This window comes from Synechococcus sp. H55.9, from assembly GCF_047462355.1.
Taxonomy (GTDB): Bacteria; Cyanobacteriota; Cyanobacteriia; order Thermostichales; family Thermostichaceae; genus Thermostichus.
The window spans coordinates 4,325-25,469 of sequence record NZ_JANSJB010000029.1 but is presented as its reverse complement, the minus strand read 5'-3'; the positions used below and the strand labels follow the sequence as shown (position 1 = coordinate 25,469).

20 protein-coding genes and 1 pseudogene are annotated in these 21,145 nt (G+C 61.9%); 13 read left to right on the top strand and 8 right to left on the bottom strand.

All coding sequences use genetic code 11. The features are described 5' to 3' along the window. Nucleotides 1-31: 31 nt before the first annotated feature. The 5 genes from NW857_RS05710 to NW857_RS05690 all read right to left on the bottom strand — a co-directional run bounded on the left by NW857_RS05710 (nucleotide 32) and on the right by NW857_RS05690 (nucleotide 6,147). Nucleotides 32-814: an S-adenosyl-l-methionine hydroxide adenosyltransferase family protein gene (locus NW857_RS05710; RefSeq protein ID WP_414368258.1), complete on the bottom strand. Its 783-nt coding sequence runs from the start codon at nucleotides 812-814 to the stop codon at nucleotides 32-34. A gap of 44 nt (nucleotides 815-858) precedes the next feature. After that, nucleotides 859-1,212, bottom strand: a complete 354-nt coding sequence (locus NW857_RS05705) for a hypothetical protein (RefSeq protein ID WP_414333781.1) — start codon at nucleotides 1,210-1,212, stop codon at nucleotides 859-861. An 85-nt stretch (nucleotides 1,213-1,297) separates the two neighbouring features. Next, complete coding sequence (locus tag NW857_RS05700) at nucleotides 1,298-3,406, bottom strand: TIGR00300 family protein (RefSeq protein WP_414347477.1); 2,109 nt, start codon at nucleotides 3,404-3,406, stop codon at nucleotides 1,298-1,300. 70 nt (nucleotides 3,407-3,476) lie between these two features. After that, nucleotides 3,477-4,229, bottom strand: coding sequence for a response regulator transcription factor (locus NW857_RS05695; protein WP_414333777.1), 753 nt, complete (start codon nucleotides 4,227-4,229; stop codon nucleotides 3,477-3,479). A 148-nt stretch (nucleotides 4,230-4,377) separates the two neighbouring features. Then, nucleotides 4,378-6,147, bottom strand: coding sequence for a dipeptide ABC transporter ATP-binding protein (locus NW857_RS05690; RefSeq protein WP_414347480.1), 1,770 nt, complete (start codon nucleotides 6,145-6,147; stop codon nucleotides 4,378-4,380). A 458-nt stretch (nucleotides 6,148-6,605) separates the two neighbouring features. Between NW857_RS05690 and NW857_RS05685 the strand changes: the two genes are divergently transcribed. Further along, a complete protein-coding gene (locus NW857_RS05685) occupies nucleotides 6,606-6,806 on the top strand; it encodes a hypothetical protein (protein WP_414333773.1) in 201 nt (66 codons plus the stop codon). Between the two features lie 188 nt (nucleotides 6,807-6,994). On the opposite strand, the gene NW857_RS05680 is transcribed toward NW857_RS05685, so the two are convergent. From NW857_RS05680 to lpdA, 3 genes are all read right to left on the bottom strand, one after another. After that, nucleotides 6,995-7,639, bottom strand: coding sequence for a DUF305 domain-containing protein (locus NW857_RS05680; protein WP_414333772.1), 645 nt, complete (start codon nucleotides 7,637-7,639; stop codon nucleotides 6,995-6,997). Nucleotides 7,640-7,704: 65 nt separating this feature from the next. After that, complete coding sequence (locus NW857_RS05675) at nucleotides 7,705-9,012, bottom strand: class I SAM-dependent methyltransferase (protein WP_414368255.1); 1,308 nt, start codon at nucleotides 9,010-9,012, stop codon at nucleotides 7,705-7,707. A gap of 99 nt (nucleotides 9,013-9,111) precedes the next feature. Beyond that, nucleotides 9,112-10,494: a dihydrolipoyl dehydrogenase gene (gene lpdA, locus NW857_RS05670; protein ID WP_414333768.1), complete on the bottom strand. Its 1,383-nt coding sequence runs from the start codon at nucleotides 10,492-10,494 to the stop codon at nucleotides 9,112-9,114. Nucleotides 10,495-10,638: 144 nt separating this feature from the next. On the opposite strand from lpdA, the gene NW857_RS05665 reads away from it, so the two are divergent. The 12 genes and pseudogenes from NW857_RS05665 to NW857_RS05610 all read left to right on the top strand — a co-directional run. Further along, the gene (locus NW857_RS05665) at nucleotides 10,639-11,418 is read left to right on the top strand and encodes an HAD family hydrolase (protein WP_414333766.1); all 780 of its coding nucleotides are present in this window, start codon (nucleotides 10,639-10,641) and stop codon (nucleotides 11,416-11,418) included. Continuing rightward, on the top strand, nucleotides 11,418-12,272 hold the full coding sequence (locus tag NW857_RS05660) for a M28 family peptidase (protein ID WP_414368252.1): 855 nt from the start codon (nucleotides 11,418-11,420) through the stop codon (nucleotides 12,270-12,272). The genes NW857_RS05665 and NW857_RS05660 overlap by 1 nt, the downstream gene beginning before the upstream one ends. 272 nt (nucleotides 12,273-12,544) lie before the next feature. Beyond that, nucleotides 12,545-13,306, top strand: a complete 762-nt coding sequence (locus NW857_RS05655; protein WP_414336120.1) for a ChaB family protein — start codon at nucleotides 12,545-12,547, stop codon at nucleotides 13,304-13,306. Nucleotides 13,307-13,433: 127 nt separating this feature from the next. Next, nucleotides 13,434-14,366, top strand: a complete 933-nt coding sequence (locus NW857_RS05650; RefSeq protein WP_414336118.1) for a DnaJ C-terminal domain-containing protein — start codon at nucleotides 13,434-13,436, stop codon at nucleotides 14,364-14,366. Further along, nucleotides 14,363-14,644: a chaperone modulator CbpM gene (locus NW857_RS05645; protein ID WP_414336116.1), complete on the top strand. Its 282-nt coding sequence runs from the start codon at nucleotides 14,363-14,365 to the stop codon at nucleotides 14,642-14,644. Before NW857_RS05650 ends, NW857_RS05645 begins: the two co-directional genes overlap by 4 nt. Nucleotides 14,645-14,715: 71 nt before the next feature. Next, nucleotides 14,716-15,465 (top strand): photosystem reaction center subunit H, encoded by a 750-nt coding sequence (locus NW857_RS05640; RefSeq protein WP_414337143.1) that lies wholly within the window; start codon nucleotides 14,716-14,718, stop codon nucleotides 15,463-15,465. A gap of 192 nt (nucleotides 15,466-15,657) precedes the next feature. Continuing rightward, nucleotides 15,658-16,065, top strand: a complete 408-nt coding sequence (gene rplU, locus NW857_RS05635) for a 50S ribosomal protein L21 (RefSeq protein ID WP_414335739.1) — start codon at nucleotides 15,658-15,660, stop codon at nucleotides 16,063-16,065. 60 nt (nucleotides 16,066-16,125) lie between these two features. Then, the gene (rpmA, locus tag NW857_RS05630) at nucleotides 16,126-16,395 is read left to right on the top strand and encodes a 50S ribosomal protein L27 (RefSeq protein ID WP_414368248.1); all 270 of its coding nucleotides are present in this window, start codon (nucleotides 16,126-16,128) and stop codon (nucleotides 16,393-16,395) included. A gap of 107 nt (nucleotides 16,396-16,502) precedes the next feature. After that, entirely contained in the window at nucleotides 16,503-17,984 is a 1,482-nt protein-coding gene (locus NW857_RS05625; protein ID WP_414368246.1) for a cellulose synthase, read from the top strand. 227 nt (nucleotides 17,985-18,211) lie between these two features. Continuing rightward, a complete protein-coding gene (locus NW857_RS05620) occupies nucleotides 18,212-19,987 on the top strand; it encodes an MBL fold metallo-hydrolase (protein WP_414335734.1) in 1,776 nt (591 codons plus the stop codon). Between the two features lie 65 nt (nucleotides 19,988-20,052). Beyond that, nucleotides 20,053-20,808 (top strand): ABC transporter ATP-binding protein, encoded by a 756-nt coding sequence (locus NW857_RS05615; protein ID WP_414368243.1) that lies wholly within the window; start codon nucleotides 20,053-20,055, stop codon nucleotides 20,806-20,808. A gap of 82 nt (nucleotides 20,809-20,890) precedes the next feature. Beyond that, nucleotides 20,891-21,145, top strand: a pseudogene (locus NW857_RS05610) (TIGR04376 family protein); the annotation flags it as partial.

The following is a 21,145-nucleotide window of genomic DNA, read 5'->3' as shown; positions in this document are numbered from 1 at the left end:
CCCTCTGGGAGAGGGGTCGGGGGTGAGGGAGCTAGCCATTCCACTGCAGGCGCACCTCATCCCCTACTTTGAAATCGAGGCTGCGGCTGGCGTTGCCCCCATTTTGCACGATCTCCACCCAGCCGGAGCTGCCCACCAGGGCCAGCAGCTCCCCTTGCCTTCCCTCGGCGAAGGTGGCCGCGGAGCGGACAGGGATCCCTTTGATCCAGGCGCTCCAGCTTCGACCTTCCACCCAGTGGCCGGGCAGGTTGGTGATGCCGTTGCCGAAGTGGTCGATGGCTTGGATGAGGCCGCGCCAGCCGTTGGGCTCCTCCTGAGGCTGGGGCCAATTCCAGGGAGTTAGCTCCGCCACATCGAAGGGATCTCCCAGCTCCAGAAGCGGGATCCCGTTGGCCAGGTGGGCGGCCACGGGGGCAAAAATATCCCGCCCGTGAAAGGTGCGGCTGGGGGAAAGGGTGCGCCAATAGCGGGGCCGGTTGAGTTCCACAGCAGCCAGAGGTGGAGATTGCTCCAAAACGCCGCTGAAGAGGCCGTTGTCGGGGCCGACCAAATAGCCCTCTTGGGTTTGGATGGCCACCGCCCGGCGATGGCTCCCCACCCCCGGATCCACCACCGCCAGGTGAATGGTTCCAGAAGGCAAATGGGGATAGGCGGTCATCAGGGCAAAGCGGGCTGCCGCCACATCCTGGGGCGGGATCCCGTGGCTGAGGTCGATCAGTTGGGCTTGGGGAGCGATCCCCCAGATCACCCCTTTCAGGATGCCCACATAGGGATCCTGCAGGCCAAAATCCGTCAGCAGGCTAATGAAAGGCACACTCAAAGAAAAAAAGATTAAAGATCTCGAGCGTTGACCTCTGCCTACAATCGACGCGCCTGATCCAGAGCGTCAAAGTACAACAGAGCAAACACCAGCAGCGTCCACAGGCCGGCCACCAGGATCCCCACTCCCCACACCCAGGATCCCAAAGAACGCAGCGGCAACATCGCCAAGTATCCCCAAAAGAATCCCAGAGGATAGAGAACACTCAGCACTATCGTGAGAAACAGGCCCCCCAGTCCCAACCCCTCGGCAAAGGCGTGTCCAAACCAGGCTTTGAACAGGTTGGAATAAAAGTTGGTCAGCCAAAACCCCGGAAAGAATAGAGGAATACAAGCCGCTACAGAGGCCAACAATACCCACCACCAAGCTCCAGCATCCGGAGGCAGCGGCATAGGGTCTCCTCATTGAAATTAACCAAGGCCAATTGAAACTTCGGCAAAGACACCTACGGGGTAGCAGCCGTTGGGGATGGGGTGGCTAGCGGGCGGCAAGGGCGGGTTCTGGTCGCTTGTACACCTGTCCCAGACGGGCCAACTGCTGCACCAGCAGGCTCAAGAACAGGCCAACATCGGTGACGATCCCCACCGACTCCAGGGATCCCCGATCCGCCAGCTTGGTCACCACCGCCGGGTTGATGTCCACACAGATCAACTTGACCCCGGCAGGCGTCATGTTCCCGGCCCCGATCGAGTGCAACATGCTGGAGAGCATCAGCACCATGTCGGCCCCCTGTAGCAGCCGTGCGTAATCCTCTTGGGCCTTGATCAGATCCATCTCCGTATCCGGCAGCGGCCCATCGTCGCGGATGGATCCGGCCAGCGAGAAAGGCACCTGGGCGCGAATGCACTCGTAGAACACCCCGCCGGTAATCACGCCCGCTTCCACGGCGGCCCGAATGCTGCCGTACTTGCGGATGAGGTTAATGGTTTTGAGGTGATGCTTATGGCCGCCCTTGACCGGGGTGCCCCGCGACAGATCCACCCCCAGCGAGGTGCCGTAGAGATTTTGCTCCAGGTCGTGAACGGCAATGGCATTGCCCCCCAACAGGGCCTGTACATAGCCCTCGCGGATGAGGGTAGCCAAATGGGAGCCGCCGCCGGTGTGAATGACCACCGGCCCTGCCACCACCACCGTTTTGCCGCCCCGCTCTTTGATCTGCCGCAGCTCCCAGGCGATCTGCTCCACCAGAAGCTCCACCCGCCGCTCGCTGGAGACCCCCGATCCCATAAAGGTAAACTCCTGGGAAGAGCGCTCTTTGCTGGCCTGGCGCACGGTGCGGATCCCTTCCACCCCGCAGACCACCGCATCCCCCACCTGCAGATCGCGAATCAGAGTGCAATAGGCTGTGGATCCCTTGACCACGATCACCCCATCCATGCGCTGCCGCTGCACCGGGATCCACTGGCCAGCCACCCGCACCTGTGTCGGGTAGATGGTGGTGACATAAAAATCGTCGGGAGCCACCCCCGCCTTCTCCACCCGTTCCAGGCGGGCATCTTGCAAGGTCTCGTCCGACAGGCGCGCCCCCCGCTCGATCAAGGCGCTGAGAATGGTATCCAGCGCCTCCTCGGTGGGAGCCGAAACGGCCAGCTCTACTCTGGAAGTGCTCTGCCGCTTTTCCCCAAGCTGAAACTTGAGGATCTGGAAGCTGCCGCCATTGTCCACAATGCAATCGACGGCGCGGGTGAGCAGGTCGCTGTCCACCAAGTGTCCCTCCAGAGTCACCGTCCGGCTGAGCACCGTGGCTACCGGCTCGCTTTGCGGAGCCACCGTCTCGTCCAGGCGCAGCGTCAGACACTTGGCCGCCCCGCCAGCCTTGAGGAACTCCGTCAGCTCCGTCTGCACCACCGTAAAGCCCCGCTCCTGTAGGGTGGCTTCCAGCTCTGGGCTGACCCGGTTCACCAGGATCGTGCCGTTCACATCCACGGCGTTGCAGGCAAAGTGAACGGCATCCGCTTCCTGAACCGGGATCCGCTTTTCGGGGGGCACCCGCATCTCGATCAGGCGGTTGGAATAGGCATCGAAGGCCGGCGGGTAGTAGAGCAAATAGCCCTCGGAGAGAGGGCAAAAGCAGGTGTCCAGATGGTAAAACCGCTCGTCCACCAGCCGCAAAGACAACACCTCGATCCCCAGCCACTTGGCCAGGTAAGGATGGGACTCCAGCATGGAGCGAAAGCCATAGCCCGCCCACAGCCAGCGCCCTGCCCGATCCAGCAGAGCATCTCCCGCCCCCTCAAAAGCCAGGGCCGGCGGCAGCTCATGGACGGTGTAGCCCTGTTCCTCAAACCAGGCCTTGAAATAGGGCTGTTCCCCCTGCCGCTCCGGGTGATAAAAACGGCTCAGCACCACCGTGGATCCGAGGATGAGCCCAGCATTCGCCGTAAAGACCATATCCGGCCATCCTGGCACCGGCTGGATCAGTTTCACCTCCGCCCGCTGCGAGAGATGCCGATAGAGAGCCTGCCACTGCTGCAGCGCCCGTTCTCGCGAAGAGCGGTGGACATTTCCCACCATCCAGGGATTGATCACGTAGTCCACCTCGTAATGGTCGGGTGGGCACATCAGATACTGAATTGCACCAGACATAAACCTCAGACCGCAATCCGCAGCAGGGCATCCCCTAGATTAGCAGTTGTGTGAGCAACATCCTCAAGCATTACTTGAGGGACTCTTTCGCCAGTTCTGGCTGCGGTGGGCCGGGATCGGCGATGTTGGGCAGCTCCAGACAGTAGCCCGCCCCATAGACGGTCTTGATGTACTGGGGGTGGCGCGGATCCGGCTCCAGCTTGGTGCGCAGGTGGCGGATATGGACGCGGATGGTCTCGATGTCGTCGTCAGGCTCGTAGCCCCACACCTCCTGCAGGATTTCGCTGGGGGAAACCGTCTGGCCATGTCGCTGCATCAGGCAGTGGAGCAGATCAAACTCCAGGTGGGTGAGCTTGATGGTTTTGCCGAACCACAGCGCCTCAAACCGCTCCGGCACCAGCGTGAGAGGGCCATAGGTGAGGATCTCGCCGTGCTTGGCCGCCTGTGGGATCCGATCCGAGCGACGCAACAGGGCCCGCACCCGCACCAGCAGCTCCTGCACCTCAAAAGGCTTGGTTAGGTAGTCGTCGGCACCGGCATTGAAGCCTTCGATCTTATCTTGGGTTTGGCCAAGGGCGGTGAGCATCAGGATCGGGATCTCGCTGGTGCGCTCCTCCCGCCGCAAGCGCTGGCAAACCGTCAGGCCATCCACCTGGGGCAGCATCAGGTCGAGAATGATGAGATCCGGGAGAACCTGCAGAGCCAGTGCTTGTCCGCGTACCCCATCGGTGGCCTTCACGACCTCGTAGCCCGCCAACTCCAGATTGATACGCAGAATATCCAGAATCGAAGGGTCGTCCTCAATGATGAGTATGCGAGCCATAGCCGGTTGCAGCCCACACTGCGGATAAAACGTTTTGTTAAATCAGCTAACAAGGAGTCCAAAGCTTTACGACTCAAAGTTTACTTAATTCTAGCCTCATTGCAAATCTGGCCGGGAGGTGCGTGGGTGCGGCTCCAGGGGAAACCCTTCATCCGGCTTGGCGGGCACCACGCTTTTTCGGATCCCCTTTGGGAATGGCGGCGATAAGGCGGCGGGTGTAGTCCTGCTGCGGCTGCCGGTAGATCTGGAAAGCAGGGCCGATTTCTTCGATGCGGCCTCGGTTCATGACCAGGATGCGGTCGCTCATGAACTTGACCACACTCAAGTCGTGGGAGATGAACAGGTAGGTCAGCCCCAGTTCCTCCTGCAGATCCTTGAGCAAGTTCAGCACCTGGGCCTGCACGGAGACATCCAGGGAAGACACCGCCTCATCGCAGACGACCAGGCGCGGCTCTGAGGCCAGGGCGCGGGCAATACAGATCCGCTGCCGCTGTCCTCCCGAAAATTGGTGGGGCAGCCGATCCAGCGCCTCGGGATCCAACCCAACTCGTTCAAACAGGCGTTGGGCTCGTGCCCGGCGCTCGGCGGCGTTTCTCCCAATCCCGTGCAGCGCCATCGGCTCCATGACGCTGGCTCCCACACTCATGCGCGGGTCCAAGGCAGCCGCCGGATCCTGAAAGATAAGCTGAATCTCGCGGCGGCGGCGGCGTAAGCGTTGAGGCGGCAGGCGGAGCCAATCCTCCCCGTTGTAGATTACCTGGCCGGAGCTGGCGCGGATCAGGCGCAGCAGGGTTCGCCCCAGGGTGGTTTTGCCGCAGCCGGACTCTCCCACCACCCCCAGGGTTTCCCCCGGATACAGGTCGAAGCTGATCCCGTCCACAGCCCGGATCTCGCCCACCTGGCGGCCCAATGGCCCGCGACGGACGGCATAGTGGGTGCGCAGATCCCGCACCTGCAACAGAGGGGGCTGGCTGCCTATCCGGCGCAGCCGTTCTTCCTCTTCGGCGGCTGGGATCTCCAGTTGCTGCCACCGCTCCTCGAGGGATCCCCCCTTCTCCTGAAAATCCTGGACGGTGGGCAGTCGCCGCAACCGCCGCTCCAACACCGGGCGGCAGGCCAGCAGGCCGCGGGTGTAGGGGTGCTGGGGATTGCCAAAGATCTGCTCCACCGATCCTTGTTCCACAGCTTGGCCGCGGCACATCACCACCACCTGATCTGCCAATTCCGCCACCAAATTGAGGTCGTGGGTGATGAAGAGGATCGCCATCTGCCGCTGCTGTTGCAGATCCCGGAGCAGGCGCAAGATCTCGGCTTGTACCGTTACATCCAGAGCGGTGGTCGGCTCATCGGCAATCAACAGTTTGGGGTTGGAGGCGATGGCACAGGCAATAGCCGCCCGTTGGATTTGGCCGCCAGAGAGCTGATGGGGGTAGCGCTCCAGCATCTGGGGAGAAAGCTGCACCTCCTCAAACAGGCGGATGGCTTGGGCGCGGATCTCCGTCGGGGTTAGGGAGGTGTTGGCCCGCAGGGTTTCCTGCAATTGCTGGCCACAGGTGTAGAGGGGGTTGAGGGCGGTGCTCGGCTCTTGGAAGATCATGGCGATCTGGGCTCCGCGGTAGCGCCGCCGTTCCTGGGGATCCAACCGCAGCCAGTCCACCGTGCCGTTGGGGCCCCTGAAGAGGATTTTGCCTTCCACCCGGGCCGAGCTGGGCAACAGATCGATCAGCGTCAGGGCAGTCATGGTTTTGCCGGATCCCGACTCCCCCACCAGGCCCAAAGTCTGGCCGATCCCTATCCGAAAAGACAGCCCATCCACCACCTCTGTCCTGCCAAGACCAACCGGGCGGCTGGGCAAGAAAACCCGTAGCCCTTGTACAGTCAACAGGGCAGCCTCGGCAACAAGAGCAGCATCAGCCATGGCGACTATGGCAATAGGAGGATTGGCAGGATTATAGACCACTGACCCCGGCTGCCCAAGTTCTCTCCAGTTCCCAAGGGGAGGTTGAGGGCTTTGGGGTTTGCAGCAGGCTTGCCTTTTAAGAACTCAAATGAGAGATTTCAGCAGGTGTCCAGGAAGTGTCGATAGTATAGAGAGATTATAGAGAGATATAGATATATAGGTTAGATTGTGAGGCACAAGCTGCCCTCATCGCTAGACACGCTTATCGGAGAAGATCCTGAGAAGCTCGTAGATTTAGACAGCACCCATAGCCAAACTCGGTAAAACTACCATTGGCGATTTCCCCGAAAGCTTTGCATGGATCACCCCGGATTTTGATCGTCAAAATACGTGATCCTCGCGATGGCTATCCAAGGGCACTTCCGGCATTCTATAGGCTAGGTTTATAAATTCTGACTTCAGATGGCGAGGTTAAGATGAGCATTCCGGAGATCCTCGATGAAGTTTTAAAATCCTCGATTCTAACTCCACAGCAGGAGTCCAGCATTAACCAAATCCTCTGGGAAAGAAGCTATGATCCATCCGACCTAGAAGCTCTGGACGAGCTGGTTGAAGCCATTCTGCGCCAAGAGGTGAAGGCTACTTCCGATCCTTGTAAAAAGCCCGGCCTTGATTGAAGACAGTGCCCAGATCGGGTCTAGAACTTGCCCTGTAGTTTAGTGGGGGGCGGAAGAGCCCTCAAGAGAGCCGTCTCCGCCCCCCGCATGGTGACGAGCTTGAACCCCTTGAGAGGGTGCCCCCGTCCTGTCCAGCCTTCTGGGATAGATCTACGGATGGGGCAGGGATCCCTGTAGCTAGCCCTACCCTACTGCGGATACCACTGCTTTTGCCAAGCGCGCATCTGCTGGATCTCCGTCTGCTGGGTAACCGCAATCGCCTCTGCCAGTTGACGGATCTCGGGGCGCTTGGATTTCTTCAGTGCCTCTCCGGCCATGCTCAAAGCCCCCTCGTGGTGCTGGATCATCGCCTGCAGAAATCGCCGGTCAAACTCTCGGTCGGCGGATCCCAGGTCTGTATCCATGCGCATGTGGGAGATCATTTCTGGGGTCATGGCCATCAGGTGCCCCATTTCCTCGTGCCACATCATGGGATCCTGTGGAGCTTGTGGGTACCAGCTCAGCCGCCACGCCCGCATTTGCTCGATTTCTTGGCTTTGGGCCGTCAAGATAGCCTCTGCCAATTGACGAATTTCCCGCCGCCGGGATTTTTGCAGGGCTTCTTCAGCCATGCTCACAGCTCCCTCATGATGGAGGATCATGGCGTCGAGGAAGCGCAGATCAAAGGATTCATCTGCAGGGCCGAGGCTCATCAGGTGAGCCATGGGGACAGAGGGATCCCTATTGGTGTCGTGGGAAGCGGCCTCTGTCCTCACCCCCCCGCCAACCCACGGAGTGCTGAGGACAAATGCGCCGGCAAGGAGCAGACCACGGGCAGTCTTGTTGAAGAGCATCGCTATTTCTTCCTGGCGACAACGGCCTTGTATTCTACAGCCTCTCCCCTACTCCCTTTGGGGAGTTAGGAAGCAACTCGGAGAACTAAGCGGTCGGCTTCCCACTGTTGAAACAGATGAAGGACGTGCTCGGCTCTCTCGGCGTGCTGATCCAAAATCTCGCTGCCGGAGCGGGCTTGGTTGGCCAGAGGCAGCAGCAGCTCCACCACCTGGTGGCGGCTGGAGGCGATCATCTTGCCAGGGATCCGAGCAATGGGCCAGAAGATGTCCATCTTTTGGGTCACAATCTGGGCCGGATCCACCTTGCCCAGCAGATCCGAAAGGGGGATCTTTTGATCCCAGTAGCGCACCTGGCCGTGCTGGAGAAAGAGGGGGTTAAGCTGCCAACGGGAGCTACGGAAAAACTCGGCTGTGAAGGGATCCCAGTTGGCCAACTTCTTACCCTGGTGGCAGCACCAAAAGAGATTTTGCGTGTGGTAGAGGGGCTCCAAGTACTCGATGACCCGCAGTTGGTCAATGCGGGCGAGGGCCTCGTAGCGGCGGTGGAACTCCGGGTGGGTGGCGGCAATTAAGGGCTTGGCATTCCAATAGTCCAAGTAGGGGGCAACATCGATAAACTCCAGACCCGCCTGGGCCAAAAGGTCGGGGATCTCGCCGATGTCAAAAGGAATGTCGTTGGCATGGAAGAAGTTATCGACGATGTTCTCATCTGGTAAGTAGTATTCCTCGTGGGCCTTGGCATGCCGGGCCAGCATGGAACTGGGATGGGCTGCCTTTAACAATTGCCGCACAAATTCGATCTTTTCCGGGGTGGCCGGCGGAGTAATCCCCAGCAGCTCCAGAGCGCGGCGAATGCGGTAGAGGTGCCAACGGCCAGAACGGTTGTAGAGCATCAGCGCCATTACCCCCTCGGGAGCTAGGCGCGAGGCCAAGTTTCTCAAAGCCTTGACCGGATCGGCGGTGTGGTGGATCACCCCATAGGAGCTGATCATGTCGAAGCTCCCCTCCGGCCAAGTGGAGGGATCCATCAGATCCCCATAGTGCACTGAGCAGTTGCGCAGGCCGTGGTACTTGATCCGTTTTTGGGCGATCTCCAGAGCCGGGCGGCTGAGATCGATCCCGACCACGGCGCCGTAGCCGGGGTTGCTGGCGGCAATGCCGTGCACCTCCCAGCCGGTGCCGCAGCCGGCCACCAAAAACCTGGCCCCGCTGGGCTCTTGCAAGGTGCGGGTGCGAGCATATTGGGCGAGGATGTAGCTGCCCAGACTGGAAAAGCCCTCAAAGGGCCGGTCGTAGGGAACGGGCGGGTAGGGAAACGCCTCGTACTGGGCCTGCACCGCCTGGGTGATCTCCGCTTCGTTGGCCAAAGCCACGTCCTCCCACCTCTTCCCCCCTATCCTAAGAGTCTTTGTAGGTTTTTAGACCGGTTTTGGCCGTCAAGTCGGCCCGTGTCGGTCGGCAGCAGGGCACGGCTAGGCTGCGGTCAAACTGTGGGCAGCTCGCCGGTAGGCTTCCTCCAGCGTCTCTGCCAGGGTGGGGTGAACGTGCACCAGGCGGGCCAGCTCTTGCACCGTGGCGCGGCGGGCGATGGCCTGGGCCGCCTCGTGGATGAGATCCGCAGCATGCGGCCCAAAAATGTGGGATCCCAGCAAAAGCCCTGCCTCCTTATCGAAGACCAGCTTGACCATGCCCTCCGTCTCGCCAGAGGCGATGGCCTTGGAGTTGCCACCAAAGTAGGTGCGCACCGTGCCCACGCTGTAGCCCTCGGCTTTGGCCTGCGGCTCGGTTAGCCCCACAAAGCCCATCTCCGGGTGGGTGAACACCGCCGCCGGGATGCTCAGGTAATCCATGTAAGCAGGGCGGCCACAGATGTTTTCCACCGCCACCCGCCCCTGGGCCGCTGCCGCGTGGGCCAGCATCAGCTTGCCCGTCACATCACCAATGGCCCAGAGGTGGGGCAATTCGGTGGCCATGCGGCTATCTACGGGTACAAAGCCGCGCTTGTCCGTGATAACCCCCAGCTCCGCCAGGCCCAGCCCTTCTGAGACCGGGATCCGACCGGCGGCCACCAGGCAGCCATCCACCTGCAGTGTCTCGCCATTAGAGAGGTGGATCGTCACCGGCTGGCCAGGGATCACCTGCTTGGCCAGCACGCCCACATAGGTCTGGATTTGCCTGGGTTTGATCAGCACCCGCTGGGCCAGGCGGGCAATGTCGGGGTCAAAGGCCGGCATCAGGGTCTCCAGGGCCTCGATGAGAATGACCTGGGATCCCAGCGCCGTGTAGACGTCGGCAAACTCCTGGCCAATGTAGCCGCTGCCGATGATGGCCAGCCGCTCCGGGATCCACTCCAACCGCACCGCCTCGTCGCTGGTAAACACTGTGCGGCCATCTACTTGGATCCCCGGCGGCACAAAGGGTCGGGAACCCGTGGCCAGAATCACATCCCGCGCCGTGTAGGTTCGAGATCCCTTCTCTTCCTGGACTTCAACCATTTGGGATCCCGCCAGCCTGCCCCGCCCTCGCAGGATTGTTACCCCCAGCTTCTCCAGGGAGCGAGTCATGTCGGCGCGGATCTTCTCCACCACCTGGGTGGCGTGATTGGCAATCGCCCCCCGGTCAGCCTGGACGGATCCCACTTGGATGCCCAGCCCAGCGCTGTGTTGCAGTTCCCGCAGGCGGCCGGAGGCGGCCAGCAGAGCCTTGGAGGGGATGCAGCCGCGGTTGATACAGGTGCCGCCCATTTCCGCACCTTCGACGATGGCGGTTTTGAGGCCGGATTCGACGGCATGGAGCGCTGCGCCGTGGCCGCCGACGCCGGCACCAATGATGATCAAGTCAAAATCGAAGCTCATGGCGAGACTTGGATAACCGGTGCCTCATTTTCTCATCTTCTTGGCCTTCCCAGGAACCTGGCTGAGAGCATCCAAACCATGAGGTAGCATAGGGTCGCCTGCCCAGTTGACAGGAGGCTGGCGGGGTGGGAACGGGGGGTGCGCATGGAACTGCAAGCTTTGATTTTCGACGTGGATGGCACGCTGGCGGATACGGAGCGGGATGGGCACCGCGTGGCCTTTAACGCCGCCTTTGCCGAGGCAGGCTTGGACTGGCACTGGTCGGTGGAGCTCTACGGCCAGCTCCTGGCTATTACGGGCGGCAAAGAGCGCATTCGCCACTTCGTCGAGACCTGTCAGCCGCCGCTGCCTGCCGGGGAAGACCTGACGGCCCTAATAGCCCGGCTGCACCAGGCCAAGACCCGCCACTACACAGCTCTGCTGGCCCAAGGAGGGATCCCCTTGCGCCCCGGAGTCAAGCGCCTCTTGCAGGAGGCCAGAGCCGCCGGGATCCGTCTGGCCATCGCCACCACCACCACGCCCGAAAACGTGACGGCCCTTCTGGAGCACACCCTGCCGGAGAGCCTGAGCTGGTTTGAGGTGATCGCTGCCGGCGATATTGTCCCCGCCAAAAAGCCCGCCCCCGACATCTACTTCTACACGCTGGAACAGATGGGGCTGCGCCCCCAGGAGTGCCTGGCCTTTGAGGACTCTGAGAACGGGCTGCGCTCGGCCCAGCAGGCGGGCATCCCCGCCGTGGTGACGGTTAACGATTACACCCGGGAGCAAGACTTTTCCGGAGCAGCCTTGGTGCTGGATCACCTGGGGGAGCCTGAGTTGCCGTTTCAGGTGCTGGCGGGAAGGGCGGGATCCCACCGCTACTTCACCCTGGAGCTGGCCCGCCAGGTTCATGCCCAAGCCATCCACTCTGAGGTAGAAAACTAATGCCGGAGGCAGGGAGCGAAGACCTGCAGCAGCGCCTAGAAGCCCATCTGCGACAGGTGGCCCAGCCGCGGGATCCCGACTGGTCGCCCCTGGGCCACAGCCAGGTGGAGCGCTACATCCAAGAGGAGCTTTCCCGCTATGGCCCTGTGGAATCTTTCTCCTTCGAGGCTCGGGGCTGCCAGCACCGCAACTGGATCTTGAAATTGCCGGGATCCCATCCCCGCCGACCGCCCGTTCTGGTCGGGGCTCATTTTGACGCTGCCCCGGCCACCCCTGGAGCCGACGACAACGCCAGCGGTGTGGCGGTGCTGCTAGAATTGGCCCGCCATTTTTCCATCCATCCCGCCCTTTCCTCCCTGTGGCTAGTGGCCTTTGACCTAGAAGAGCGGGGCCTGCTGGGGAGCAAGGCCTACGCGCGCTTTCTTAGACAACAGCGCCAACCCCTGCGGCTGATGCTCTCTCTGGAGATGCTGGGCTACCGCGATCCCACGCCCGGATCCCAGCGCTACCCCGCCGGCCTGGAGCGGCTCTACCCTGACCGGGGGGATTACATTGGCCTGATTGGCAACTGGCCCACCCTGGGGGATCTGCTGAGGCTACAGCACAGTTTTCAGCAGGCGGGGATCCCGTGTTGCTGGTTGCCGGCCGGCCAGCGGGGTTTGATCCTGCCGCTTACCCGCCTTAGCGACCACTCCCCCTTTTGGGATGTAGGCTACCCCGCGGTTATGGTGACCGACACCGCCTTCTTGCGCAACCCCCACTACCACAAGCTCAGCGACACCCTTGAGACCCTAGATCTTGACTTTTTACTGGGGGTCTGCCAGGGCTTGAGGCAAGGTCTTGGATCCCTCTAGCCGCGACCTCGATTCCCAACTCCCCTCTCCCTGAGGGAGAGGGGCCGGGGGTGAGGGATGTCCCTGAGGGAGAGGGGCTGGGGGTGGTCGCGTGAGCGGCGCGGAGCGCTTGGGCAGGCCTCCTCAGTACGGAGATCGCTCCAGGAGTTTCGCGATCCCTCGACTCCCGCTGAGGCAACCGAGGGAGATAATGGGCGGCATGGGCAAAGAGGGGAAAAGCTTGCCAAAAGCTGCCCTCAGCCTTCTCGGCCAAAACTTTCCCAGGAGCTTTTATGAGTGCCTTCGCCCAAGCCCCCAAAAAGTGCGTCTCTGCCGTTTTCAAAGAAGAAGCCAAAGTCCAAGAGTGCATCCAGCGCCTGCTCAACCGCGGCATCCCCAACGATCGCATCTCCATCATTGGCCGCAATTTTCAAACGGAAGCCAAAATCAGCGGCTTTATCACCCGCAAGGATGTGGTTCTCGACGGGTTGACCAGCGGCGCCATTTATGGATCCCTGTTTGGATCCCTGTTGGGGCTACTTACAGGGGTAGGGGTGCTGTTTATTCCCTTTTTGGGAGCGGTGGTGGCCGCCGGGCCCTTGGGAGCGGCGCTGCTGGGGGCAACCGGTGGCGCTCTCTACGGGGCGCTGGGAGCGGGGCTGGGATCCGCCCTCATTGCCCTGGGCATGCCGCAGGAGAAAGCTGCCATCTACCAAACCCGGGTGCAAGCAGGTGAGTTCCTCTTGGTGGTGCAGGTGCCGGAGGAAAAAGCCGGCGAAATCTACTTGCTGTTGCAAAGTGCCGGCGGCGAAGAGGTGGCCACTGCCGACTTGAACTTGCCCAGTGAGCCAGAAGGCAACCTGACGCCGGAGACCATCTCCCCAGAAATCCGCGCCGATCTCTCAGAAGAAGCCCAGCAAACCTTTGTGGAAGCCTATAACCAGGCCAAGGCAGAGGGCAACCCCGTCGCCCAAGCGCTGCTCAAGGCTTGGGAAAAGGTCAAACAAGTTTTCACAAGGGACGACAAGGGGATCTTTTCCAGGCGCAAGCCCTAGCCCAGATAGCTTCTCAACAGCAGGGGCAGAGCCAACTGCCCCGCCGTGGCTCCGTCTCTTCAATACCCACCTTACATTCTGAGAAGTATCCTGAAAAGCCTTAACCTGATTTCGTAGGGGTGAGCTTATGGCTGCGAGCGATTTCAAGGACTACTACCAGATCCTGGGCGTCAGCCGAGATGCTTCTTTAGAGGAGATCAAGCGCGCCTATCGCAAGCTGGCTCGCCAGTATCACCCCGACGTTAACCCCGGCAACAAGGCAGCCGAGGAGCGCTTCAAGGAGATCAACGAAGCCTACGAGGTGCTCTCGGATCCGGACAAGCGGCGGCGCTACGACCAGTTTGGCCAGTACTGGCAACGGGTGGGCAGCGGTGCGGCGGCAGGGCCGGGCATGGAAGGATTTGCCCAGTACACCAACTTTGAGGACTTCATCAACGATCTGCTGGGCCGCATGGGATCCCGCCGCGGCGGCTTCCAGGGTTTCACCACCGGGTTTGGGCCGTTTGTCTCGGTGGATCTGCCAGGGCAAGACGTAGAAGCCACGCTAGGCCTCACCTGGGCAGAGGCCTTCCACGGCACCCAAAAGCGGCTGAGCGTGGATGGCGAAACCCTCACCATCCGTATCCCTGCCGGCGCCAAACCCGGCAGCCGCATCCGCGTCAAGGGCAAAGGCCAATATAGCCCCTTCGGCGGGCCGAGGGGGGATCTCTACCTCACCCTGGAGCTGCCTCCCCACCCCTTCTTCCGCTTTGACGGCGACAACCTGCTCTGCGAGCTGCCCATCACGCCCGATGAGGCGGTTTTGGGCGGCACGGCGGAAGTGCCCACCCCCACCGGTCGGGTGCAACTGAAGATCCCTGCCGGCGTCGATAGCGGCCAAACCCTGCGGCTGCGCGGCCAAGGCTGGCGGGATCCCCAAGGGCAGCGAGGCGACCTGCTGGTGCGGCTAAAGGTTGTCACGCCCAAATCCCTCTCCCCCACTGAGCGGGATCTTTACGAGAAACTGCGGCAAAATCGGAGCTGGGATCCCCGCGCCTACTTGCAGGAGGTGAGGCTATGAGCTTGGCCATTGTGCGGTTGGAAGAACGCCTCTATACCTTTGAGCAGGCCAGCGAAGTAGCTGGGATCCCGCCCCACCTCTTGGAGTGGCTGCTGGCCCACGGTTTGGTGGAAGCCGAAAGCAGCTACCTCACTCCCCAGCAGCTCAGGCGCCTGCTCCAGATGATCCGTCTGCATCGCGACTTGGGCCTCAACTGGGTTGGGGCGGCGATGGTTTTGGACATGGCCCAGGAAATTGCCCGCCTCAGGGCGCAGCTCCACCACTACCGCGGGTTTTGAGGATCCCGGAACCCCTACGACAACCCCACTGAACCCTGCTCCTTGTCAACTTTAATTAAGGAGAACTCCTCATGGAACAGATCATCCGACGCAGCCAAGTGGTGGGCCTGCTGGCCCTGGATGGCAGCACCGCCACGGCCCTGGGCACCGTCGAAGAAATCTGGGTCGATCCCCAGGGACGGGTCTGCTACTTCACCAGCCAGCAGGGCTACACTCCCCTGGAGCAGATCTCGCTCATCGGGCCGGACGCGCTGCTGACCTACTCCGCCGTTTTCGCCACCCCGGCAACGCCCCTCAGCTCCCTCTACCGGCGAACGGTGCGCATTGGGGATCAGCCGGTGGGTTGGATCGAGGATTTTCTCTTCGACTGGGAGACCGGATCCATTGCTGCTTACATCCTGGGGGGCAGCATTGCTGAGCCCTGGGGAGGGCGCGCCGTCCTCTTACCTGAGGATGTAGAGGCCATCGACGTGGACGCGGTGGTGGTCAAGGAAGATGCTCCCCAGCGCCTCAAATCGGAGACTGAGGGCCTAAAGAACTTTTGGAGCGAAAAATCCCGCCAAGTCAAGCAGCTCATCCAGCGCATGGGGGAGCGCCTCAAAGCCCTGGTCGGCCCCCAGGATCCGCCGGAGGTGGTGCGCGTCAAGGTCAAGCAGGTGCGGGACGAGCTGGCCAAAGGGGGCAAGTTCGACCTCTCCCTGCTGGATGAGGCGGCAGAGTTTTTGCAGCAAAAATGGACAACCTGGCAGCAGCGCCTCAGCCGCGCCGCCCAGCGCATGCAAGCTGCCCTCCAGGCCGCCTGGGAGAAACTAACCGAGTGATGCTCCAACTCCCCTCTCCCAAAGGGAGAGGGGGCGGGGGTGAGGGAGCACTCCCTTTGGGAGAGGGGCCGGGGGTGAGGGAATAGCCCCAGCTGACAGAGGGCAGGTTTTTCCGCTAGCATTAAAAATCGCTGTCAATGCTCGGATCAGGTTTCAAGACCCGCAGGGGCACCTGTACGGCAAGGAAAAGGCATGACCTACGCGATTGTGGAAACCAGTGGCAAGCAGCTTTGGGTAGAGCCGGGGCGCTTTTACGACATCGATCGCCTGCCCGGCACAGAAGAGAACAGCCCTTTGACCCTGTCCCAGGTGTTGTTGATTAACCATGAGGGACAGGTGACCCTAGGCCGTCCCTATATTGCCGAGGCCGTGGTCAGGGCGCGGGTTCTGCAGCACCGCCGCGGCAACAAAATCATCGTCTACAAGATGCGGCCGAAGAAAAAGACCCGCAAGAAAAGAGGCCATCGGCAGCCGCTCACCCGTGTGCTGATCGAGTCCATCGAACTCAACGGGGCGCCACTGGCCGCCGCTCAGGCTGCCTCGCCATCCACTTCTGAGATGGCAATTGCTGCAGCCGGGATCCCCGAGGCGGAGGAATAGGCCCTAAACTGTAGGATCCCAACTTATCTTCGGCGACGACACACTTGCACAGGAGGCATTATGGCTCACAAGAAAGGAACCGGCAGCACCCGCAACGGCCGCGACTCCAATGCCAAGCGGCTGGGGGTGAAGTGCTTTGGCGGCGAGCTGGTGCATCCCGGCTACATCCTGGTGAGACAGCGGGGCACCAAGTTTCACCCAGGGGTGAACGTGCGCATCGGCGGCGATGACACTTTGTTTGCGGTAGCCACCGGCATTGTCACCTTTGAGCGCTACGGCAAACGGCGGCAGAAGGTGAGCGTTTACCCGGCTGAGACGGCTGCCCAATAGGTGGCCTTTTTCCCCGTTCTGGCCAGGACAGCCCATTTGTCCCATCCCCCCCAAGCCAACAGAGGGATCCCAGCTTGGCCCAATGCCCAATTCTGTGTGGAGCGCCTGTGAGATCTGGGGCTGTGCGGGTGTACTTGTTTCGTGGCGTGGGGTTGCTCCACCTCATTGCCGGGGTGGCATACCTCTACTGGCGCATCACAGCCGGGCTGACCGGTGTGGGATCCCTTGTGTTTTGGGGGGCCGAGTTGTACGTTTGGCTGGCGGCGGTGGGCTTTATCCTCAGCCGCTATCCCCAGGTGCCGCGAAAGGGAGTGCCGACGCCGGAGGTGCTACGGCGGGCGTTTTTTCAACTGCCGCGGGTGGATGTGCTGGTGATGCGCCAGCGGGATTCTGTGGAAGCGACCCGGCAGACGGTGCTCTCGGCCCTGCGCCTGGATTACCCCTGGGAGCGGCTGTTTGTCCATGTTGTGGATCGGGTGGAAGATGCGGAGATGGCCAAGGTGGCGCGGGCCATCCCCTGCGAGTACTGGCCTTGCCCCAGGCCAACCCTGGATCCCCTGGCTTACATGCTGGGATGCGGCCAGATCCAAGGGGAGTATCTGCTCCTGTTGCAGCCGGGCCATTTTGTCGAGCCGGATTTTTTGTGGCAGACGTTGCCCCTGTTTTACGACTCGCCAGAGCGGGCTCCCATCGCCAATGCCACCGGCTTTGTGCAGGCGATGCTGCGCACCCTGGGCCGGCCCCAGGCCGTCCACCCCCTACAGCAGCTTTTGGCGGTGGGATCCCAGGGCTACCAGACGGCGCCCCTGTTGGGATCCGGCTGTCTCATTCGGCGGGCAGCCCTGGAGGGGATCCCGCAGATCGATATCCGCCGCCCTGTGCAGTTGGGGTGTCAGATGCACTGCCGCGGCTGGCAGTCCCACCTGGCTTGCCAGGCCCAGGTCACCGGCGTTTTGTTGCCCTTGCGCAACCGTCGCGTGGCTTTGCTGGCGATTTTTTCGGCCTTGCGGGAAAACCCCTTCTGGGGCAAGGCCACCACGCAGCAGCAGCGCTTCCAGTACCTGTGGCTGGCCCTCTGGGCCGCCGGCGGGGTGGCGGAGCTGGCCTATTTGGCGGTGCCCATCCTCTTTCTCTGCACGGGCTGGATGCCGGTGCCGGCCTTTGACAGGGTCTTTTTCGCCTGGTTTTTGCCCTATGCCCTGCTGGGGCGGATCACCTGGCTGCTGGCCTTCCCCCCCTCGCTGTGGGGGGCCGCGTGGCGGTCAGAACGGCAGACGGGCAGCCAGTTCTTCCAGTCTATCCAGGCGCTGGTGCAGAGCTTGCGAGGCGGGATCCCCTATCCTGAACAGCCGTCCCAGCTTTCCCTCGGCCCGCAGGCGCTGGCTATTGTGCTGACCTTGCTGGCGATGGGGGTGGGATCCCTGCGCTTTGCCGGCAACTGGGATCCGAGCTGGCCGGAGCTGATCTTTGGCTTGGTTTGGGCCTTCTACAACCTGATGATCCTGACAGTGCGCCCCGACGATCACGATTTTGCCGGCTTTGCCCTGTCCAGCAGCAGTGCGGCGACGGAAGAGAGCGCCAACCCCTAAACTGCCCAGCCAACATCCATTGGCTGCTGCAGAGATAGAATTGCAGGCTGCCGCAGCGGCTGGTGGGCAAACGCTATGCTGTGAGAAACATACAACGATTGACTCGGCACAGGTTGCCCCCAACTCTCCGGGGAGGCGTACCGGTGGAGAGGCGGGATCCCTGGCCAAGTTGCCCCTGATGTTTGCAGAATTGAACGCAGTTTTCTGGGTTTAAGAACGGCACACCTGTGGAGTCAGAAAGACCCCCCCTTCGACTGTTTCCCCTGGGCACAGATCCCCGGCAGCAAGGCTGTGCCTACTGGCTGGAGATGGGATCCCACCGCTTGCTCCTCGATTGCGGTTTGCCTGCTTCCTCCCTCTTCAAGGCCCTGCCAGGGATCCCGGACGCGGTGATCTGCAGCCACGCTCACTTTGACCATCTGCAGGGGCTGCCCGCCTTTCATCGTCGCTACCCGCAGGTGCCCCTCTACGCCACCCCGGTGACGGCTCATTTGGCCGGCGGGTTGTGGGAGCGCGGTGTTTGGCCAGGCTACGACCGGGATATTCGCTTTCCCCCTTTTCGGGCGCTGCCCTTTGGCCGGGCGCGGGAGATCTTGCCCCACCTGATGCTCACTTTCTTTGCGGCCGGGCACCTGCCAGGGGCGGCGGCAACCCTGCTGCAAAATACCCAGACCACTCCAGCCCAAACCTGCGTGTACACCGGCGACTGTTCCCTGGCCTCAACTCGCTTTGCCCCCGGCCTGGATCTCGCCGCTTTGCGCCACTGGCAGCCGGACGTGCTGCTCATCGAAGCCTCGCTGGGATCCACCCGCCATCCGCCCCGTCGTCATCTGGAAAATCGCCTGGTGGAGCGGTTGCTCAGCGCCCTGGAAGCGGGGCAAACGGTGCTGTTGCCGCTGCCGGTGTTGGGGCTGGGGCAGGAGCTGATCTTTCTCCTCAAGGCCCACCACCGCTTTACCCAATCTCCCCAAGCACTGAAGGTGTGGGTGGCGCCGGGTTTGGCGGCAGGCTGCGAGCTCTACGAACGCTTGCTCCCCTACCTGCCGGAGCCGGTGCGCAACTTCGCCACCTACCAGCCCTTGTTTTGGGAAGACCGCCTACAGCCACAGGTGCAGCCCCTCACGGAGGCGGATCCTCTGCCCCAAGGCCTGCTGCTGTGCGATGCCGATGCTGATCCCAAGGCCTGGGATCCCATTTGGTCGAGGTTGTTGGCCCAACCGCAGCGCTCCTGTCTGCTGCTGCGGCTGCCGGAAGTGGAGCTGGCCACCCCGTTTGAGCGTTGGCCGGCACCGCTGCGCTCCCGCCTGGCGGTGGAATGGATGACCTGGCACAGCCACAACGATGTCGGGCATCTCACCCAGATCATCCACACCTTTCGACCCCAACATCTGGTTTTGGTGCACGCCAGCCCCCAGCAAGCGCAGGATCTGGCGGATCTGCCAGAGCTGTGCAATCGCTACCATGTCCACTGCCCCCAGTCTGGCCATTGGCTAGAGCTGGCCGACGGGCGCCTGCAAACCCCGATCCAGCCCCCGGATGCTCCTGCCGAGGTCAGGGATCCCGCGGTGCGCTACGAGGGGGAGGTGGAAGAAATTTGGCAGGAACAGGGCCCGCCCCGCGCCTTGGCCGGAGTGCAGGTGCGTCTGCCGCCCCAGATCGCCCAGGATCCCCGCTGGGCCGCCTGGGCCGATACCGGCCTGGTGGAAGCCCGCTGGCAGGGATCCGAACTGGTGCTGCGCGGCCTTGCTCCACGGGAGCTGATCCGTCCGGCAGAGGCTGCCCCCGCCCCAGCAGGAATCATGTCGCGTCCAAAACAGACTTCTGCCTCCACCCATAACGGTGGCAGAAAGTGCCAGAACTGCCGCTTTGCCCGCCAGATCTTGACCTCACAAGCCCAAGCCTTTCGCTGCGACCAAGAGCGCTCTCCCCTCTACCGCCTCCGGGTGGATCCGCAAGGAAGCTGTCCTTACCATCAGCCGCTGGAAATCCGCTCTTCCGGTTAGCTTCCAACAAGCCCCGAAGCCACAGCAGCCCAAAGGCTAGAATGGGACAAGTCGCGGTAGCCACCATGCCTGAGCAACAACCCTGGGCAGCTCGCCGTCAGGGGCCGGTCGGATCCCTGGAGCGATCAGCCGACGCCTTGATCCCACCCCGCCCGCCCGTGGTGCAGATGGCTGGGGTGAACAAGGTCTACTCGCTGCCGGAAGGCCGCTTTCAGGCCCTCTACGACATCAACCTAACGATCTGGCCGAGAGAGTATTGCGCCATCATGGGGCCCTCGGGCTCCGGCAAGTCCACCCTGATGAACCTCATGGGCTGTTTGGATCGGCCCAGCTCAGGGCGCTACTGGCTGGACGGCGTGGAAGTCTCTACCCTGACGGATCGGGAGCTGGCCCGGATTCGCAACCAAAAGATCGGCTTTGTCTTCCAGCAGTTTCATCTGCTGCCTGTTCTGACAGCACTGGAAAACGTCATGCTCCCCTTGGCCTATGCCGGGATCCCGGAGCCAGAACAGCGCCGGCGGGCCAAGCAAGCTTTAGAACAAGTGGGCTTGGGGAGCAAACTGCACCAGCGCCCAGCCCAGCTCTCCGGGGGCCAGCAGCAGCGGGTGGCCATTGCCCGGGCCGTCGTCAACCGACCGCAACTGTTGTTGGCTGACGAGCCCACAGGAGCCCTGGACAGCCACACCGGTCAGGAAGTGCTCAACCTTTTTGCCGAGCTCCACCGCCAGGGCATTACCCTTGTCGTGGTTACCCATGACCTGAAAGTGGCCCAGGTCGCCCAGCGCATCATCCGAGTTGCCGATGGGCATTTGCTGGCCTAGGCCGGGATCCAACGGGGGCCTATCGGGAACGAGCCGGCTTGCGCTAGCCTAAACGCAACTGAGCGCTCGGCAGGATCAGACCGTGAAATTGATCGAAGATATCATCCGATTTTTGGAAACCCGCCTAGAGGAATTCCTCAGGGCCCACCCCGAGATCGAGTTGCAAGCCCTCGACGAGCAGTTGCGCCAGCAGGAAGAGGATACTCGACGCCTGTTACAGGAAAGCCGCGCTCAGAAGCAAGACCTGAGCAAGTCTCTCTCCAAGCTGGGCGAGGAGATCAAGACCTGGCACTTTCGCATCGAAAAAGCTGAGCAGGCCAACCGCCCCGATCTGGCC

Excerpts from the sequence above, each read along its gene's own strand:
- NW857_RS05705 (WP_414333781.1), bottom strand. The coding sequence starts at position 1,212 with ATGCCGCTGCCTCCGGATGCTGGAGCTTGGTGGTGGGTATTGTTGGCC.
- NW857_RS05700 (WP_414347477.1), bottom strand. The coding sequence starts at position 3,406 with ATGTCTGGTGCAATTCAGTATCTGATGTGCCCACCCGACCATTACGAG.
- NW857_RS05695 (WP_414333777.1), bottom strand. The coding sequence starts at position 4,229 with ATGGCTCGCATACTCATCATTGAGGACGACCCTTCGATTCTGGATATT.
- NW857_RS05690 (WP_414347480.1), bottom strand. The coding sequence starts at position 6,147 with ATGGCTGATGCTGCTCTTGTTGCCGAGGCTGCCCTGTTGACTGTACAA.
- NW857_RS05685 (WP_414333773.1), top strand. The coding sequence starts at position 6,606 with ATGAGCATTCCGGAGATCCTCGATGAAGTTTTAAAATCCTCGATTCTA.
- NW857_RS05680 (WP_414333772.1), bottom strand. The coding sequence starts at position 7,639 with ATGCTCTTCAACAAGACTGCCCGTGGTCTGCTCCTTGCCGGCGCATTT.
- lpdA (WP_414333768.1), bottom strand. The coding sequence starts at position 10,494 with ATGAGCTTCGATTTTGACTTGATCATCATTGGTGCCGGCGTCGGCGGC.
- NW857_RS05665 (WP_414333766.1), top strand. The coding sequence starts at position 10,639 with ATGGAACTGCAAGCTTTGATTTTCGACGTGGATGGCACGCTGGCGGAT.
- NW857_RS05660 (WP_414368252.1), top strand. The coding sequence starts at position 11,418 with ATGCCGGAGGCAGGGAGCGAAGACCTGCAGCAGCGCCTAGAAGCCCAT.
- NW857_RS05655 (WP_414336120.1), top strand. The coding sequence starts at position 12,545 with ATGAGTGCCTTCGCCCAAGCCCCCAAAAAGTGCGTCTCTGCCGTTTTC.
- NW857_RS05650 (WP_414336118.1), top strand. The coding sequence starts at position 13,434 with ATGGCTGCGAGCGATTTCAAGGACTACTACCAGATCCTGGGCGTCAGC.
- NW857_RS05645 (WP_414336116.1), top strand. The coding sequence starts at position 14,363 with ATGAGCTTGGCCATTGTGCGGTTGGAAGAACGCCTCTATACCTTTGAG.
- NW857_RS05640 (WP_414337143.1), top strand. The coding sequence starts at position 14,716 with ATGGAACAGATCATCCGACGCAGCCAAGTGGTGGGCCTGCTGGCCCTG.
- rplU (WP_414335739.1), top strand. The coding sequence starts at position 15,658 with ATGACCTACGCGATTGTGGAAACCAGTGGCAAGCAGCTTTGGGTAGAG.
- rpmA (WP_414368248.1), top strand. The coding sequence starts at position 16,126 with ATGGCTCACAAGAAAGGAACCGGCAGCACCCGCAACGGCCGCGACTCC.
- NW857_RS05615 (WP_414368243.1), top strand. The coding sequence starts at position 20,053 with ATGCCTGAGCAACAACCCTGGGCAGCTCGCCGTCAGGGGCCGGTCGGA.